This is a genomic window from Marinobacter sp. AN1, assembly GCF_026013985.1.
In the GTDB taxonomy this organism is placed as follows: Bacteria; Pseudomonadota; Gammaproteobacteria; order Pseudomonadales; family Oleiphilaceae; genus Marinobacter; species Marinobacter segnicrescens.
Window position 1 is genome coordinate 1371176 of the sequence record NZ_CP110342.1, and the last position, 14796, is coordinate 1385971.

Annotated in this window: 13 protein-coding genes, 1 tRNA gene and 1 pseudogene; 6 read left to right on the top strand and 9 right to left on the bottom strand. The window is 60.5% G+C overall.

Translation table 11 applies throughout. The annotated features are described in order from the left end of the window. Positions 1 to 5 precede the first annotated feature (5 nt). From ychF to LJ360_RS06215, 8 genes and pseudogenes are all read right to left on the bottom strand, one after another. The gene (ychF, locus tag LJ360_RS06180) at positions 6 to 1097 is read right to left on the bottom strand and encodes a redox-regulated ATPase YchF (RefSeq protein ID WP_091849291.1); all 1092 of its coding nucleotides are present in this window, start codon (positions 1095 to 1097) and stop codon (positions 6 to 8) included. Between the two features lie 115 nt (positions 1098 to 1212). Then, the gene (gene pth, locus LJ360_RS06185; RefSeq protein ID WP_264995607.1) at positions 1213 to 1833 is read right to left on the bottom strand and encodes an aminoacyl-tRNA hydrolase; all 621 of its coding nucleotides are present in this window, start codon (positions 1831 to 1833) and stop codon (positions 1213 to 1215) included. A gap of 24 nt (positions 1834 to 1857) precedes the next feature. Then, on the bottom strand, positions 1858 to 2505 hold the full coding sequence (locus LJ360_RS06190; protein WP_091849370.1) for a 50S ribosomal protein L25/general stress protein Ctc: 648 nt from the start codon (positions 2503 to 2505) through the stop codon (positions 1858 to 1860). A 182-nt stretch (positions 2506 to 2687) separates the two neighbouring features. After that, positions 2688 to 3638 carry a ribose-phosphate diphosphokinase gene (locus LJ360_RS06195; protein ID WP_091849287.1) on the bottom strand — a complete coding sequence of 317 codons (951 nt, stop codon included), beginning with the start codon at positions 3636 to 3638 and terminating at the stop codon, positions 2688 to 2690. A gap of 49 nt (positions 3639 to 3687) precedes the next feature. Next, positions 3688 to 3762: transfer RNA gene (locus tag LJ360_RS06200), tRNA-Gln, on the bottom strand. Positions 3763 to 3784: 22 nt separating this feature from the next. Continuing rightward, positions 3785 to 4653 (bottom strand): annotated as a pseudogene (ispE, locus tag LJ360_RS06205) (4-(cytidine 5'-diphospho)-2-C-methyl-D-erythritol kinase). Positions 4654 to 4655: 2 nt separating this feature from the next. After that, complete coding sequence (gene lolB, locus LJ360_RS06210; protein WP_091849271.1) at positions 4656 to 5282, bottom strand: lipoprotein insertase outer membrane protein LolB; 627 nt, start codon at positions 5280 to 5282, stop codon at positions 4656 to 4658. 20 nt (positions 5283 to 5302) lie between these two features. Further along, a complete protein-coding gene (locus tag LJ360_RS06215) occupies positions 5303 to 7051 on the bottom strand; it encodes a tetratricopeptide repeat protein (protein ID WP_264995608.1) in 1749 nt (582 codons plus the stop codon). Positions 7052 to 7272: 221 nt separating this feature from the next. On the opposite strand from LJ360_RS06215, the gene hemA reads away from it, so the two are divergent. The 4 genes from hemA (at position 7273) to LJ360_RS06235 (ending at position 11356) form a co-directional block, all read left to right on the top strand. After that, complete coding sequence (hemA, locus tag LJ360_RS06220; RefSeq protein WP_091849257.1) at positions 7273 to 8565, top strand: glutamyl-tRNA reductase; 1293 nt, start codon at positions 7273 to 7275, stop codon at positions 8563 to 8565. Next, complete coding sequence (prfA, locus tag LJ360_RS06225; RefSeq protein ID WP_091849255.1) at positions 8562 to 9647, top strand: peptide chain release factor 1; 1086 nt, start codon at positions 8562 to 8564, stop codon at positions 9645 to 9647. Before hemA ends, prfA begins: the two co-directional genes overlap by 4 nt. Further along, positions 9640 to 10479 (top strand): peptide chain release factor N(5)-glutamine methyltransferase, encoded by an 840-nt coding sequence (gene prmC, locus LJ360_RS06230; RefSeq protein ID WP_264995609.1) that lies wholly within the window; start codon positions 9640 to 9642, stop codon positions 10477 to 10479. The genes prfA and prmC overlap by 8 nt, the downstream gene beginning before the upstream one ends. A 133-nt stretch (positions 10480 to 10612) precedes the next feature. Next, positions 10613 to 11356 carry a HesA/MoeB/ThiF family protein gene (locus LJ360_RS06235; RefSeq protein ID WP_091849253.1) on the top strand — a complete coding sequence of 248 codons (744 nt, stop codon included), beginning with the start codon at positions 10613 to 10615 and terminating at the stop codon, positions 11354 to 11356. A gap of 428 nt (positions 11357 to 11784) precedes the next feature. Here LJ360_RS06235 and phrB read toward each other — a convergent pair whose 3' ends face one another. Beyond that, entirely contained in the window at positions 11785 to 13191 is a 1407-nt protein-coding gene (gene phrB / locus LJ360_RS06240) for a deoxyribodipyrimidine photo-lyase (protein ID WP_264995610.1), read from the bottom strand. A 209-nt stretch (positions 13192 to 13400) separates the two neighbouring features. On the opposite strand from phrB, the gene LJ360_RS06245 reads away from it, so the two are divergent. Together LJ360_RS06245 and rimK are read left to right on the top strand one after the other, a co-directional pair. Continuing rightward, the gene (locus LJ360_RS06245) at positions 13401 to 13892 is read left to right on the top strand and encodes an ATP-dependent zinc protease (RefSeq protein ID WP_091849243.1); all 492 of its coding nucleotides are present in this window, start codon (positions 13401 to 13403) and stop codon (positions 13890 to 13892) included. Further along, positions 13889 to 14794: a 30S ribosomal protein S6--L-glutamate ligase gene (gene rimK, locus LJ360_RS06250; RefSeq protein ID WP_091849242.1), complete on the top strand. Its 906-nt coding sequence runs from the start codon at positions 13889 to 13891 to the stop codon at positions 14792 to 14794. The genes LJ360_RS06245 and rimK overlap by 4 nt, the downstream gene beginning before the upstream one ends. Positions 14795 to 14796: the final 2 nt, after the last annotated feature.

Below are 14796 nucleotides of genomic sequence, written 5' to 3' on the forward strand. Positions count from 1 at the left end.
AGCGTTTACACATTGAAGCGGAAATGGATGATATCGCCGTCCTGGACGATGTACTCCTTGCCTTCCAGTCGCCACTTGCCGGCGTCCTTGGCACCCTGTTCGCCGTTGTACTGGACGAAGTCCTCATAGGCGACGACTTCGGCACGGATAAAGCCGCGTTCGAAGTCGGTGTGGATCACAGCCGCCGCCTGGGGCGCGGTAGCGCCGATGCGGACGGTCCAGGCGCGTACTTCCTTGACGCCGGCGGTGAAGTAGGTCTGCAGGCCCAGCAGTTTGTAGCCGGCGCGGATAACACGGTCCAGGCCGGGTTCTTCCATGCCCATCTCGTCCAGGAACATGGATTTCTCGTCGTCTTCCAGCTCGGAGATCTCGGCTTCGATCTTGTTGCAGATGGGCACCACCACGGCATTCTCTTCAGCGGCGATGGCCATGACCGTGTCCAGGTGCGGGTTGTTCTCGAAGCCGTCCTCGCTGACATTGGCGATGTACATGGTGGGTTTGACCGTGAGCAGGCACAGTTCGCGGATCAGTGCCATCTGGTCGCTGTCCAGGTTCATGCTGCGAACCGGCATGCCTTCGTTCAGCACCGGCAGCAGCTGCTCGAACATATCCAGCTGCGCCTTGGCAGTCTTGTCGCCGCTCTTGGCAACCCGCTGGACGCGCTTGATGGCTTTCTCGACGGTATCCAGGTCGGCCAGGGCCAGCTCGGTGTTGATGATCTCGATGTCGGCAGCCGGGTCAATCTTGTTGGCCACGTGGATGACGTTCTCATCCTCGAAACAGCGAACCACGTGGGCAATGGCGTCGGTCTGGCGAATATTGGCAAGGAACTGGTTGCCCAGGCCTTCGCCCTTGGAGGCGCCTTCCACCAGACCTGCGATGTCCACGAATTCCATGGTGGTGGGGATGACCTTCTGGGGTTTCACGATCTCCGCCAGTTTGTTCAGGCGCGGATCGGGCATGGGCACCACGCCCGCGTTGGGTTCAATGGTGCAGAAAGGGAAATTCTCTGCGCCAATTTCCGCCTTGGTCAGTGCATTGAAGAGCGTGGATTTGCCGACGTTGGGCAGGCCGACAATGCCGCAATTGAATCCCATTTGTGCCTCTGCTGATCGTAAAGGGGGCCGTCTGGTGATCTGCCGCTGCAGGCAGAGACGGCGCCCGGAATTTGCGCGAATTATACCGGTGTACGGGTACAGGTGCGAGTAAGGGCTAGCTCAGGCCTGTTGGCTGACCGGTGGTTCGGGGTGCCGGTTTGAAGCTGTGCAATCGGTTCATGGCTGCTGCGAGCTTGCCGCCGGCTGCGTCCGGCAATACCCGGAGAATCTCGTCAATGACGGCGTTGAGCTGCTCGGTTTCCTGCTTGCCAAGCCGTCCCAGTACATAGCCAGTAACCTGGCGGCTGTCGCCTGGGTGGCCGATGCCGATTCGCAGTCGCTGGAAGTCTTTGGTGCCCAGGTGGGCGATGGTGTCGCGCAGGCCGTTGTGGCCGCCGTGACCGCCGCCTTTCTTGAGCTTGGCGGTGCCGGGTGGCAGGTCCAGTTCGTCATGGGCGACGAGGATCTGTTCCGGGGCAATCTTGAAGAAGTCCGCCAGTGCCTTGATGGACAGGCCGCTGCGGTTCATGAAGGTGGTGGGGTTTAACAGGTGAAGGTCCAGGCCCTGCCACTGAATTCGGCTATAGAGACCGTGGTATTTCTTTTCGGGGCGGAGCGTCTGGCCCGCTTCACGGGCCAGCGCTTCGACGAACAGGGCGCCGGCGTTATGGCGGGTATGCTCGTAGTCGGCTCCGGGATTACCGAGACCCACCACCATGACAATATCCTGTGCCATAGACGCCAACTCCCCGGACAGGGATTACTCCTTGTCTTCGCCTTCTTCCTCGCTGCCTTCCTCGGCTTCATCGTCCACCTTGGCGCCACGGGGCAGGTGAACGGATACGACCGCCTGGTCGTGGTCTTCGCCGTGCTGCAGGGCAGCGGAGCGAACGCCTTTCGGCATCTTCAGGTCGCTCAGGTGCAGTACCTGATCCAGCTCCAGGTCCATGACGTCGATTTCAATGAACTCGGGCAGGTCCTGGGGCAGACAGATAACTTCCACTTCGTTCAGCTGGTGGGAGATGACGCCACCCTGCAGCTTGACGACCGGAGCCTTGTCTTCGTTCAGGAAGTGCAGCGGTACGTTGACGTGGATCTCGTGGTCCTTGTCAACGCGCTGGAAGTCAGCGTGGGTCAGGATCGGCTTGTACGGGTGACGCTGCAGATCCTTCAGGATGACGCTTTCCTTCTTGCCCTGAATGTCGATGGTCAGGATGTGGGAGAAGAAGGCCTCGTTTTCCAGGTCTTTCTTCAGTTCGTTGTGCCAGATGGAGATAGGCGTAGCTTCCTTGTTGCCACCATAGATAATGGCAGGAATCTTACGCTCCTCGCGACGCAGGCGGCGGCTCGCACCTTTCCCCTGGTCATCGCGAGGAAATGCTTCAATCACGAAATCCTTCTTGGACATGGTCATTACCTCGTTGAATCATCCACCGGGCCCGCGACCAGGCTTGCGATGGTGATGTCAGTGAATGCCGGTTTTGTGCCGGCGCTTAAAGCAGAACTGGAGCCTCGTGGTAACGGGGCTCCAGTTCCGGATACTTCAGAGTCTGTTCTCTGTGCCTGGCTTTACCCTGGTCCGGATTTGGCTCAGACGTTCTCGAACATGGCGCTGATGGACTCTTCGTTGCTTACGCGGCGAATGGACTCCGCGAGCAGCCCAGCCATTCCGAGGGGGCGGATTCTATCACAATTCTTCGCCTTGTCACCCAATGGAATGGTGTCACAAACAACCAGTTCGTCCAGCTGTGATGCATTGATGTTGTCAATGGCAGGGCCGGACAGCACCGGGTGGGTAATATACGCAATAACCCTCGAGGCGCCGTGTTCTTTCAGGGCATTGGCTGCCTTGCAAAGGGTGCCGGCAGTATCAACGATGTCGTCCACCAGGATGCAGGTCTTGTCTTTGACATCACCGATGATGTGCATGACCTGGGAAACATTGGCCTTGGGGCGACGCTTGTCGATGATGGCGAGGTCGGCATCGTCCAGGCGCTTGGCCACGGCCCGTGCGCGAACCACGCCGCCTACGTCGGGAGATACCACGATAAAGTTCTCGAAGCGCTGCTTCTCGATGTCTTCGAGCATGACCGGAGTGGCGTAGATGTTGTCCACCGGGATGTCGAAGAACCCCTGAATCTGGTCAGCATGGAGGTCAACGGTCAGAACCCGGTCCACTCCGATGGAGGAGATCATGTCCGCCACGACCTTGGCGCTGATGGCTACCCGTGTGGAGCGTACCCGACGGTCCTGGCGCGCGTACCCGTAATACGGGATGACGGCGGTGATACGTGTGGCGGACGCGCGACGCAGGGCATCGGCCATCACGATCAGTTCCATCAGGTTGTCGTTGGTTGGGTAGCAGGTGGGCTGGATAATAAAGACGTCGTGACCGCGGACGTTCTCATTGATCTCGACGGTGGTTTCACCGTCGCTGAAGCGGCCTACGGTCGCCTGTCCCATGGGAATATGAAGTTTCTGGGCAATAGCCTTGGCCAGTTCCGGATTGGCATTGCCGGCGAAAATCATCAACTTGGACACGACGGTATCCTTCTGTGATTCAGCTTTGGATTCAGAGGAAGAAGAAAGGTGGCTGGGGTGGCAGGATTCGAACCTGCGCATGACGGGATCAAAACCCGTTGCCTTACCACTTGGCGACACCCCAGTATCGTGCTGCTTTCTCGGCATCATTTAAGCTCTGTCAGCTTTATGTGAAGTGGTGAATGGTTCACCCCTCTAGCTACGAACCCCGTGATGCCGGTGGGTCTTTTTGCCCAGACTTTCAGGGCTTCTGCTTCTGTTGGGAAACGTCCAAAGATGCAAGCCCCGGTTCCGGTTAACCTTGCGGGTCCGAATTTGGCCAGCCAGTCCAGGCTGTTTTTTACCTCGGGATACAGTCGCTTAACTACATCCTCGCAATCGTTTCGGTACCCTGAGGCGTCTCCCTCAAAAGCGGGCGCTATTGTGATTCGGGGGGTGTTCCTTGTCAACCCTGGATCTGAAAAATTTCAGCGGTGCTGATTTCAACCGGCGGTTTAACAACGATAAACCAGTCCTCCGGAGGGTTTGCGGGGGTCAGTTTCTCGCCCACGCCTTCACCCAGGGCCGCCCGGCCGCGGACAAAAACCGGTACATCGGCGCCCAGGGCTAGGCCCAGCTCGGCGAGCTGGTCTTCCGACAGGCCGGTTTGCCAGAGGTGGTTGAGGCCAACCAGGGTGGTGGCTGCATTGGAACTACCGCCACCGAGACCACCGCCCATGGGGAGTTTTTTATCCAGGTGAATGTCGGCCCCCTTGCCGGTGCCGGAAGCTTCCTGCAGGCAGCGGGCCGCCCGAACCACCAGGTTTTGCTCGGCCGGCACCCCTGGCAGCTCCGGAGTGAGGGTGATAACGCCATCATCCCTTGGGTGAAAGGTGAGCGTGTCGCCATAGTCCAGGAACTGGAACAGCGTCTGCAGCTCGTGGTAGCCGTCGGCACGGCGGCCGGTGATATGCAGGAACAGGTTGAGCTTGGCCGGCGAGGGCAGCGTGATGTCCGGGCGAGTGAGGTCCGTCATGGTCAGTCAGCTGAGCCAGGTTGCCACGATGACACCACCAGCCGAACCAGCTTTTCACCTTTGCGGGCTGTCAGCCGGGCCGGTAACTCGGGTCTGTCGTCCATGAATGCCCGCCAGCGTTCATAGCGTATGGTCCAGCCTTTCTGTTGCACCTGTGCTAGCTGGCCCTCGCGATCAAAGGCAAGGCGGTAGTTGCCATCCGGCGATGGCAGTCCGCGTATCCACCAGACCAGGGCGTCGATGGGCAACTCCCAGCCGGTGGCGGAGTAGATGAGCCCCTGGGGATCCGAGGAAGCATAGGTTTCGCCATCCGGCAGTTCGAGCTCGATGAAGCCCGGGCTACCCTCAAGGCGGGTACTGCCCATTCCGAGGAAGCTTGACGACAGCGCCAGCTCATAGTGTTCGTCGTTCTGCGTCCATCGGTTGATCACGGCAGAGCCGCTGTCCCCAGGCTGGCGAACCGCCAGTTTTCCGGTCAGCACCCAATGATTGAAGTTCTGCAGGGTGGTCTGCCGCTGTGGCCAGTCGGCCGGTGGCTGTTCACTGAGCCCTGCCGGCAGGGGCTCCTGCTCAAGGGTGGCGCAGGCGACCAATGCAAGGCTCATTGCAATGGCTGCCAGCGGTTTCATGAGCGTCGTGACGGGATGTCTCACAGGTCGTCCACACCGAGTCGTTGAAGGGTCTCCTGGAGTAGTTCGTGGTCCGGGTCCTCGTCCTCGGCCCGTTCCCAGATGACTCTCGCCTGGGCCCTCTGATCCAGCGACCACAGCACTTCGCCATAGTGGGCGGCAATTTCCGGGTCCGGGTAGATCTCGTAGGCCCGGCGCAGGTAGCCAAGCGCACCCTCCTTGTCACCCTGGCGGAAGAGGACCCAGCCCATGCTGTCAAGGATGGCGGGGTTGTCCGGGTCCATTGCCAGCGCCTGCTCGATATAACCCCGGGCCTCTTGCAGCCGCTCGGTATGGACAGTCATTACGTATCCAAGGGCATTCAGCGCGGTGGGGTTGTCGGGCTCCAGCTCGATCATGGTTCGCAGGTCACCCAGCGCCTGCTCGATCCTGCCCAGTTGCTCATACGTCATGGAGCGTGCATAGAGGAGGCTCTGGTCGTCCGGATGGGACTCAAGTGCCTCCGTGGCACTGGCCAGGGCTTGCTGGTCAAGGTCCAGGCCCTGCAGCAGGTTGACCTCGACCAGCCAGAGGCTGACTGCATCTTCCGGGTTGAGTTCACGGACGTCCCTGAGCTGATCAAGTGCCGAGTCCAGGTCGCCTGCCTCGGCACGCAGCTCCGCAGCGCGGCTGAGGGCAGGGTGGTAATGACTGCCCTCGGTAACCTGTTCATACCAGGTGATGGCCTGGTCCGTGTTGCCTCGTTTCTCGGCAATCTGCCCGAGGTAGTAGTGGGCCTGGCCGGTTTGCTGGCCAAGGTTGATCAGGTGCTTCAGGTCCTGGTGAGCCAGGTCCAGCTCATCGTTCTCGATGGCAACCAGTGCCCGGGAGAGGCGAAGGCCGTGTTCGTTGGGGAATTGCTCCACCAGGCGGCTGAACTCATCCTGGGCGGCGCGCATCTCGTTTTCACTGACCAGGATCCGGGCATAGAGTGTGCCCAGCTGGCGGTTTTCCGGGTAGCGCCGGGAGCTGGTCTGCAGGTGTCTCAGTGCCTCACGGCGTTGTCCGAGTTCGTACAGTAACTCACCCTGAAGCACCAGCGCCGGCTGGAACTCGTTGTCATCGGTTTCCATTAATGGGCGGAGTGTCTCCAGAGCCTGTTCCGGGGCCCCCGTCAGGTTCTGCAGCAGGGCAGTGCTGTAACGGATTTCGGCATTGTCCGGGTGTCGTTTCTGAAGCTGGTCGAACAGCCGCCGGAGCTCCCGTTGCTGATCTGCAGGCAGCCTTGGTGCCATGGAGGCGAGGCCGTCAAAGTCCGCATCACCGCCCATCTGCAGAATCTGCTCCAGGTGCTCCAGGGTCCCGATCAGGTCGCCATCCCGCAGCGCCTGGATGGCTGCGGCGCGGCGGGCTTCCTCGCTCCGGGGCGCGACTTCGATCCAGGTTTCGGTCAGGGTGCGGACCGCGCCCGGGCTATTGAGTGACTCGGCTATCAGCAACGCACGCCGTATCACGCCGGTATCACCGGACTGCCTCGCTGCTTCGACGTAATTCGCGAGGGTAACGTCATATCGGCCACGCTGGGCCGCAATTTCCCCGGTTAACAGAAGATAGAGTTCTTCCGGGCGGAACTCCCTGTCAGTTGCCTGGTCGGTGGTTTGCTCAACCGCGGCCGTGGCTTCCGGTTGCCCCGGTGCACCGGAATCCGGCGAGGGTTCCTTGCTGTCCATGCTGGCGCAGCCGGTGAAGGCAAGAAGGCTGATAGCGAGATACAAGGCTTTTCTTGGCATTGGGCTTCCTGGAATAGAGGGCAAGGTATACGCTGCCGGTGCCGTCGTTGGAGCTATGATGGCACAAGGCCGGGTTCGGCCCAAGTCACTCATTTCACACCGTGGTTACAAGGGTATTCCTCTATTGGTGGGTGGCAGACAGGCGGTTGCGCCGGTAAAATGCCCTTTATAAACGTCAAGTCCGCTCTCCCGGGACCGGCTTCGGAGTCAGCTCGTTCATTATGGCATTGATCACACTGGGTATTAACCATCGCACGGCGCCGCTGGAAATCCGCGAGCGGGTGGCCTTTACGCCGGAGCGTATGCCGGATGCCTTTCGCGAGCTGCGGGTGGCGACCGGTGCCAGTGAGGCGGCAATCCTCTCGACCTGTAACCGAACCGAGCTTTACCTGGCGGGAGATGATGACTGCGCTCCAACCCTGTTGCGGTGGCTTGCAGGGTTCCATGAGCTGGCGCCAGCCGACCTGGAAAACTCCATCTATATCCATCGGGACAGCGATGCCGTGCGGCATATGATGCGGGTTGCCGCCGGGCTCGACTCCATGGTGCTGGGCGAGCCGCAGATTCTCGGACAGTTGAAGGACGCCTACGCCCTGTCCCGGGAGCATGGGGCCAGCGGCTCGTTCCTTTCCCGCCTGTTCGAGCACACCTTCTCAGTGGCCAAGCGGGTGCGGACTGAAACCGCCATTGGTGAGAACCCGGTGTCCGTTGCCTATGCGGCGGTCAGTATGGCGCACCATATTTTCTCGGACCTGTCCCGTAACCGCGCCTTGCTGATCGGCGCCGGCAAGACCATTGAGCTGGTTGCCCGGCACCTTTCGGAAGCCGGTGTGAAGGATTTTATTGTTGCCAACCGGACCGTGGAACGCGCGCAAGCCCTGGCTGAGGCACACGGCGGGCAGGGCATCGTCCTGTCGGATATCCCGGATTACCTCAAGGATGTGGACATCATTATCTCATCCACCGCCAGCCCATTGCCCATTCTCGGCAAGGGTGCCGTCGAACGCGCACTGAAGAAGCGCAAGCATCGCCCCTACTTCATGGTGGACATCGCCGTCCCCCGGGACATTGAGCCGGAAGTGGCCCGCCTGGACGATGTCTACCTGTACTCCGTCGACGACCTGCGCCAGGTGATCGAGGAAAACCTTCGTTCCCGGGCCGGTGCGGCCAAGGAAGCGGAGAATCTCATCATCGCCGGCACCCAGGATTTCATCAGTCAGATCCGTGCCCTGGATGCGGTGTCCACACTTAAACAGTACCGGGAGCGGGCCGAGACCCTGCGGGACCTCGAAGTGGCGAAGGCGCTCAGGGCCCTGAACAACGGCAACGACCCGGAAACTGTACTGCGCAGCCTGGCCCGGGGGCTGACCAACAAGCTGTTGCACGAACCTTCGGTGCAGGTGCGCAAGGCCTCCGCTGAAGGTCGTCCGGAGGTGGCCGATTGGCTTCGTGAGCTGCACCAGCTCGAAGCACTGGATCCTCAGGACGCTCCCACCACACTGGAAAAAACATGAAATCATCCATTCAGGCCCGCCTCGAGCAACTGGTTGACCGCTTCGAGGAAGTCAGCGCTTTGCTGGGTGACCCGGGCGTGATTGCTGACCAGAAGCAGTTCCGGGCATTGTCGAAGGAATTTGCCGAGATCGAGCCCATCGTCCAGTGCTTCCAGGCCTGGCGTCGCACCCTGGATGACCTGGCCACGGCCGAGGAGCTGGCCCGGGAAGGGGACGCGGATATGCGCGAGATGGCAGAAGAGGAAATGACTTCCGCTCGCCAGAAGCGTGATGAACTGGACGAAGAGCTGCAGCGCCTGATGCTGCCCAAGGATCCTGACGACAGCAAGAACGTGTTCCTGGAAATCCGCGCCGGCACCGGTGGCGATGAAGCTGCCCTGTTTGCCGGCGACCTGTTCCGCATGTACAGCCGCTATGCGGAAACCCGTCGCTGGCAGATCGAGGTGATCAGCGCCAGTGAAGGGGAGCACGGCGGCTACAAGGAAATCATCAGCCGGGTTAGTGGCGAGGGCGTTTACGGTGCGCTCAAGTTCGAATCCGGCGCCCACCGGGTACAACGTGTGCCGGAGACGGAGTCCCAGGGTCGTATCCATACCTCCGCCTGCACCGTGGCTGTCATGCCGGAAGCGGACGAGGCCGAGGCCATCGAGATCAACAAGGCCGACCTGAGGGTGGACACTTTCCGGTCCTCCGGCGCCGGCGGTCAGCACGTCAACAAGACGGACTCGGCCATTCGCATCACACACCTTCCCACCGGCATCGTGGTGGAATGTCAGGAAGAGCGCTCCCAGCACAAGAACCGGGCCAAGGCTATGAGCTTCCTGCAATCCAGGCTGAAGAACATGGAGGCGGAAAAGCAGGCACAGAGCCAGGCTGCTGCCCGTAAAAGCCTGGTGGGCAGTGGCGACCGTTCCGAGCGTATCCGCACCTACAACTTCCCCCAGGGCCGGGTAACCGACCACCGTATCAACCTCACCCTGTACAAACTGGACGAGGTGATTGCCGGTGACCTGAATCCGGTGATTGTACCCCTTCAGCAGGAACACCAGGCCGATCTGCTGGCCAGCCTGTCGGATGAGTGAACCGTTACTGACTTGTGAGCAGGTCCTGGCCGAGGCTTGCGGACGGATCGGGGGCGAGTCTCCGCGGCTGGATGCGGAGTTGCTGCTGGCCGACGTCACTGGTTGGTCCCGCACCCGCTTCCGGGCATTTCCTGAGACGGAACTGTCTGATGACCAGGTAAGGCAGTTCTGCCACCTGGTTGAACGACGTTCAAGCGGTGAGCCCATAGCCCATATCCTGGGCCACCAGGACTTCTGGTCGCTGGCCCTGGAAGTCACACCCGACACCCTGATTCCCCGGCCAGACACCGAATGCCTGGTGGAAGCTGCCCTGGAACTGCCACTGCCTGAACGGGCCCGGGTCATCGACCTGGGCACGGGTACCGGCGCCATTGCCCTGGCTCTGCTCAGCGAAAGGCCTTACTGGCAGGTGTTGGCCACCGACCTGGTACCGGACGCTGTCGCACTCGCCCGTCGTAATGCCGAGCGATGTGGCCTGCCACTCAGGGTGATCCGAAGTCACTGGTTCGATGAAGTGGAACCGCAGCACTTTGACCTGATTATTTCCAACCCACCCTATATAGAGGAAGGTGATCGCCACCTGTCCAAAGGAGATGTTCGCCACGAACCCGACTCGGCACTGGTCTCCGGCCCTGACGGGCTGGATGCGATACGCCACCTAGTCTCCGAGAGTCAGCGCTGGCTTACCCCCGGGGGCTGGCTGGTGCTGGAGCATGGCTACAATCAGGGGGAGGCGGTAAGGTCACTGTTCCGTGGCGCGGGTTATTCCGCCGTGGAAACCCGGAAAGATTATGGTGACAACGAACGCCTGACGTTGGGGCGGTGGGATTGACGCTTTTTTGCCACGAATTCACGGCCCTTCGACAGGCTCAGGGCAAGCGGTCCTTCAAAAAAGTCCGGTCTTACCCGCTCGCCCTGAGCCTTTCGAAGGGCCGTGGATTCGCTAGCTAACCAAGGGTTTCATAATGCTGGACGACAACGAACTCCTCCGATACAGCCGCCAGTTGCTGCTTCCACGCTTTGACGTGGAAGGTCAGCTGGCCCTGAAACAGGCCCGGGTACTGGTGGTCGGCAGCGGCGGTCTCGGCTGTCCGGTTGCACTGTACCTTGGTGCTGCCGGGGTGGGACAGCTGGTGCTGGCGGACGACGATGCGGTGGAACTGGCCAATCTCCAGCGGCAGATCGCCTTTGACCAGGCGTCGGTTGGCCGATCCAAGGCCGAGGCACTGGCCGAGCGAGTCAGGGCGATCAACCCGGAGATTTCGGTGACGGCCCGGGTGGAACGGCTGGAAGGCGAGCTTCTGGCGGAAGTGGTTGCCGGCGTGGATTTGGTGCTGGATTGTACCGACAACTTCAACACCCGGTTCGCCCTGAATCGTGCCTGTGTTGAGTCCCGGGTTCCGTTGGTCTCCGGTGCGGCTATTCGCGGTGAGGGTCAGGTGTCGGTATTCGATTCCAGGGACGAAGCCAGCCCCTGTTATCACTGCCTGTATCCGGAGCAGGGCAATGAGGATCTGAACTGTTCAGAGGCCGGGGTGATCGGTCCGCTGGTGGGTATGATCGGTGCCACCCAGGCCATGGAGGCCATCAAGGTGATTTCCGGAAAGGGACGACCACTGGTTGGCCGTCTTCTGATCCTGGATGCCTGGCAGATGGAATGGCGGGAGATGAAACTGGCCCGGGATCCGGATTGTCCCGTTTGTAGTTGACAGTTATCTTCAGCCTCGCAGCGCCAGAACATTATCCAAGGCTGGCGGCGAGAATAGCACCAAAGTTCCAGCGCGTAAGGTGAGGACCTTTTCCGGGACCTTCAAAAACAGGGACGTTTTTGAAGAGCCTCCATGGATGGATTCACGGCGTGTCCCGGAAAAGGTCATCGCCGTTCGCGCCCGGCACCTGGTCGCAGTCTCGTAGGGCTTCAGGCATCGGAACAGCAATAAACATACTGGAGTGAATCTCAGCCCGGCTGGCCTGCCAACGCGGGGGTGGCGCGTGGAGCGATACCTTTTTACGGGACACGCCCGCGAGTACGTCCATGTAGGGCTCGACGAGCGCCTTCCCTGGCGCTCGACGGTCCCGGAAAAAGGTCTCCCACCACACGCTTCATACCAAGGTGCCAGCCTCCAGGTTCAGCGAGCTACCTTTTTAACGCCTCAAACCGCGCAATAGCTTCTTTTCGGCTCTCTTTAAGGTCCACTACAGGGCGAGGATACCCCCCGGGTATCACACCCCCCGCGGCAGGGTTGTGAATCCGCTTGTTATCCAGTTTGGCCAGCTCGGGTACCCAGCGACGAATAAACTCCCCCTTCGGGTCAAAGCGCTCACTCTGTGTCGCCGGATTGAACACCCGGAAATAAGGCGCCGCATCCGTGCCGGTGGACGCGCTCCACTGCCAGCCGCCATTGTTGGACGCCAGGAAACCATCCACCAGGTTCTGCATGAACCACGCCTCGCCAAGGCGCCAGTCGATAAACAGATTCTTGCTCAGGAACATGGCGGTAATCATCCGCAGGCGGTTGTGCATCCAGCCGGTTTCCCGTAGCTGGCGCATGCCGGCGTCTACAATCGGGATGCCCGTGCGTCCCTCCTTCCAGGCTTCGAAGTGCTCGCCGGGATCGTTCCAGCGAAGGGCTTCCGTGTCCGGTTTGAAGGCCCTGTGCATGCTGACCCGGGGGTAGTGATAGAGGATATGGATGTAGAAATCCCGCCAGGCAATCTCGTTGACCCAGGTACTGAAACCCTCCTGGTTGCCACCCCGCGACTGGGCCTCCCTCGCGGCGATCAGGCACTGACGTCCGGAAAGGGCACCGACGGCCAGGTAGGGCGAAAGCTGGCTGGTGCCATCAACGGCAGGGAAGTCCCGCTTTGCCTTGTAATCGCCACCGCGTTCTTCAAGGAACCAATCAAGCTGGTCGTGGGCGCCGCTCTCCGAGGCAGTCACCAGCGCGGGGGGTGGGGAAGTGAACCCCAGGGTTTCCGGGGTATGGCCGTGGTTGCGCCAGGGCAGCGGTTCACCCACCGGGCTCGGCACCGGCAATACCGTGGGAGTGGTGTCCTCAATCCACTGGAGCCAGCGCCGGGAAAAGGGAGTAAATACCGAGTAGGGTTCATCCTTACCGGTGCGGATGGTACCGACCGGTGTCACGGTCTGGTCCCGGTATTTGTTAACCGTGATCTCCTCTTTCGACAGCTGGTCCCGGACCTGCTTGTCCCGCCGGCGTTCGTTGACCCCGTATTCTTCATTGAAGTGCAGTACGCGAGTGCCATGCTGGTGGCAGTAATCCGTCAGCAGACGAATGCTTTCGGAAAAATCGTCAGCTTCGAGAATATCCATCGGGATACCCAGCTTCGCCAGGGCCCTGCCCAGGTCATCCAGGTGGCCGAGCATCTGCTGGACGCGGGCCGGTGACCAGTCATGGTCCTGCCATTGACCGGGGGTGAGTATGAAAAGCGCGCGGACGTTCTGGCCCTTGCCGCAGGCGGCCGTCAGGGCCGGGTTGTCGGCGGTGCGGAGGTCGTTACGGAACCAGACCAGGTGGGACATGAAGGCAATCCTGATGCTATCGGAATGAATGAGCGGCAGGGGATTATTCGCCGGAAGTCCCCGGCTGGATTATAGTGAGTGTAGCCCATTGATTCTTTGACAGTTCCCCGTTGGCAATTGTGCGTATTGAGTGGAGGGGCATTGCCCCTTCTAATGCGCGCAGTTTCACGATGGATGTAGGGCCCCACAACAATACAAGGAGCCAGGAAATGCCCGGAAATTCACCGCCCAAACAGGCCCCCGGCGAGGGTGTCAGCGCGCGCATTGGCCTGGGCTGGCGAGAGTGGCTGGCCCTGCCCGAGCTGGATATACAGCGCATCAAGGCCAAGGTGGACACCGGTGCACGGACGTCCTGCCTGCACACGTTCCGCACCGAACCCTATACCGAGAACGGCCAGCGCCGGGTCAGGTTCTGGGTCCACCCGGAACAGAACAATCTCCACAATGTGGTGGAGTGCGATGCGGCGGTTATCGACGAACGCCCGGTCACCGATTCCGGCGGTCACAAGGAAATGCGCCTGGTGATTGAAACCCTGGTGGTGGTGGGTGACCAGAGCTGGCCCATCGAGATGACCCTGACCAATCGCGATTCCATGCGATTCCGTATGCTGCTGGGCCGTACTGCCATGGCTGGTCGTTGCACGGTAATGCCCGAAGCCTCCTATCTGACCGGAGACCCGGTACTGAGGAATGTCGAATGAAAATAGCAATTCTCTCCCGTAACAGGCATCTGTATTCCACGCGTCGCCTGGTGGAAGAGGGTATTAACCGGGGCCACGAGGTGCGGGTGATCGACGCGCTGCACTGCTCCATGAATATCACATCTGCCGACCCCCGAATCCACTATCACGAGGAAGTCCTGGAAGACTTTGATGTGGTGATTCCCCGAATCGGCGCCTCGGTGACCTTCTATGGCACGGCGGTATTGCGCCAGTTCGAGATGATGGGTGTATTTCCGGTCAACGAATCCGTGGCCATTACCCGTTCCCGGGACAAACTGCGGTCGTTGCAGCTGCTCGCCCGGAAGGGCGTTGGCATGCCAGTCACCGGATTTGCCAACAAGCCCGATAACGTCCCCGAGCTGCTCAAGATGGTGGGTGGTGCCCCGGTGGTGATCAAGCTGCTGCAGGGTACCCAGGGCATCGGCGTGGTGCTGGCGGAGACCCGCAAGGCGGCGGAGAGTGTGATCGAGGCCTTTATGGGCCTGAAGGCAGACATCCTCGTGCAGGAATTTATCAAGGAAGCTGGCGGTGCGGATATCCGGTGCTTTGTGATCGGTGACAAGGTGATTGCCGCCATGAAGCGCCAGGGCGCAGAAGGGGAGTTCCGTTCTAACCTGCACAGGGGCGGCACCGCATCGCTGGTGCGCATTACTCCAGAAGAACGGCGTACGGCCATTACCGCCGCCAAGGCTATGGGCCTGAACGTGGCCGGTGTCGACCTGTTGCGCTCCAGTCGTGGGCCGCTGGTAATGGAGGTGAACTCGTCCCCTGGCCTGGAAGGCATTGAAAATGCTACCGGCAAGAACGTAGCGGGTATGATCATCAACTGGACTGAAAAGAACCATAAACCCTGGAAAACAAGAACCAAAGGCAGAGGTTAACC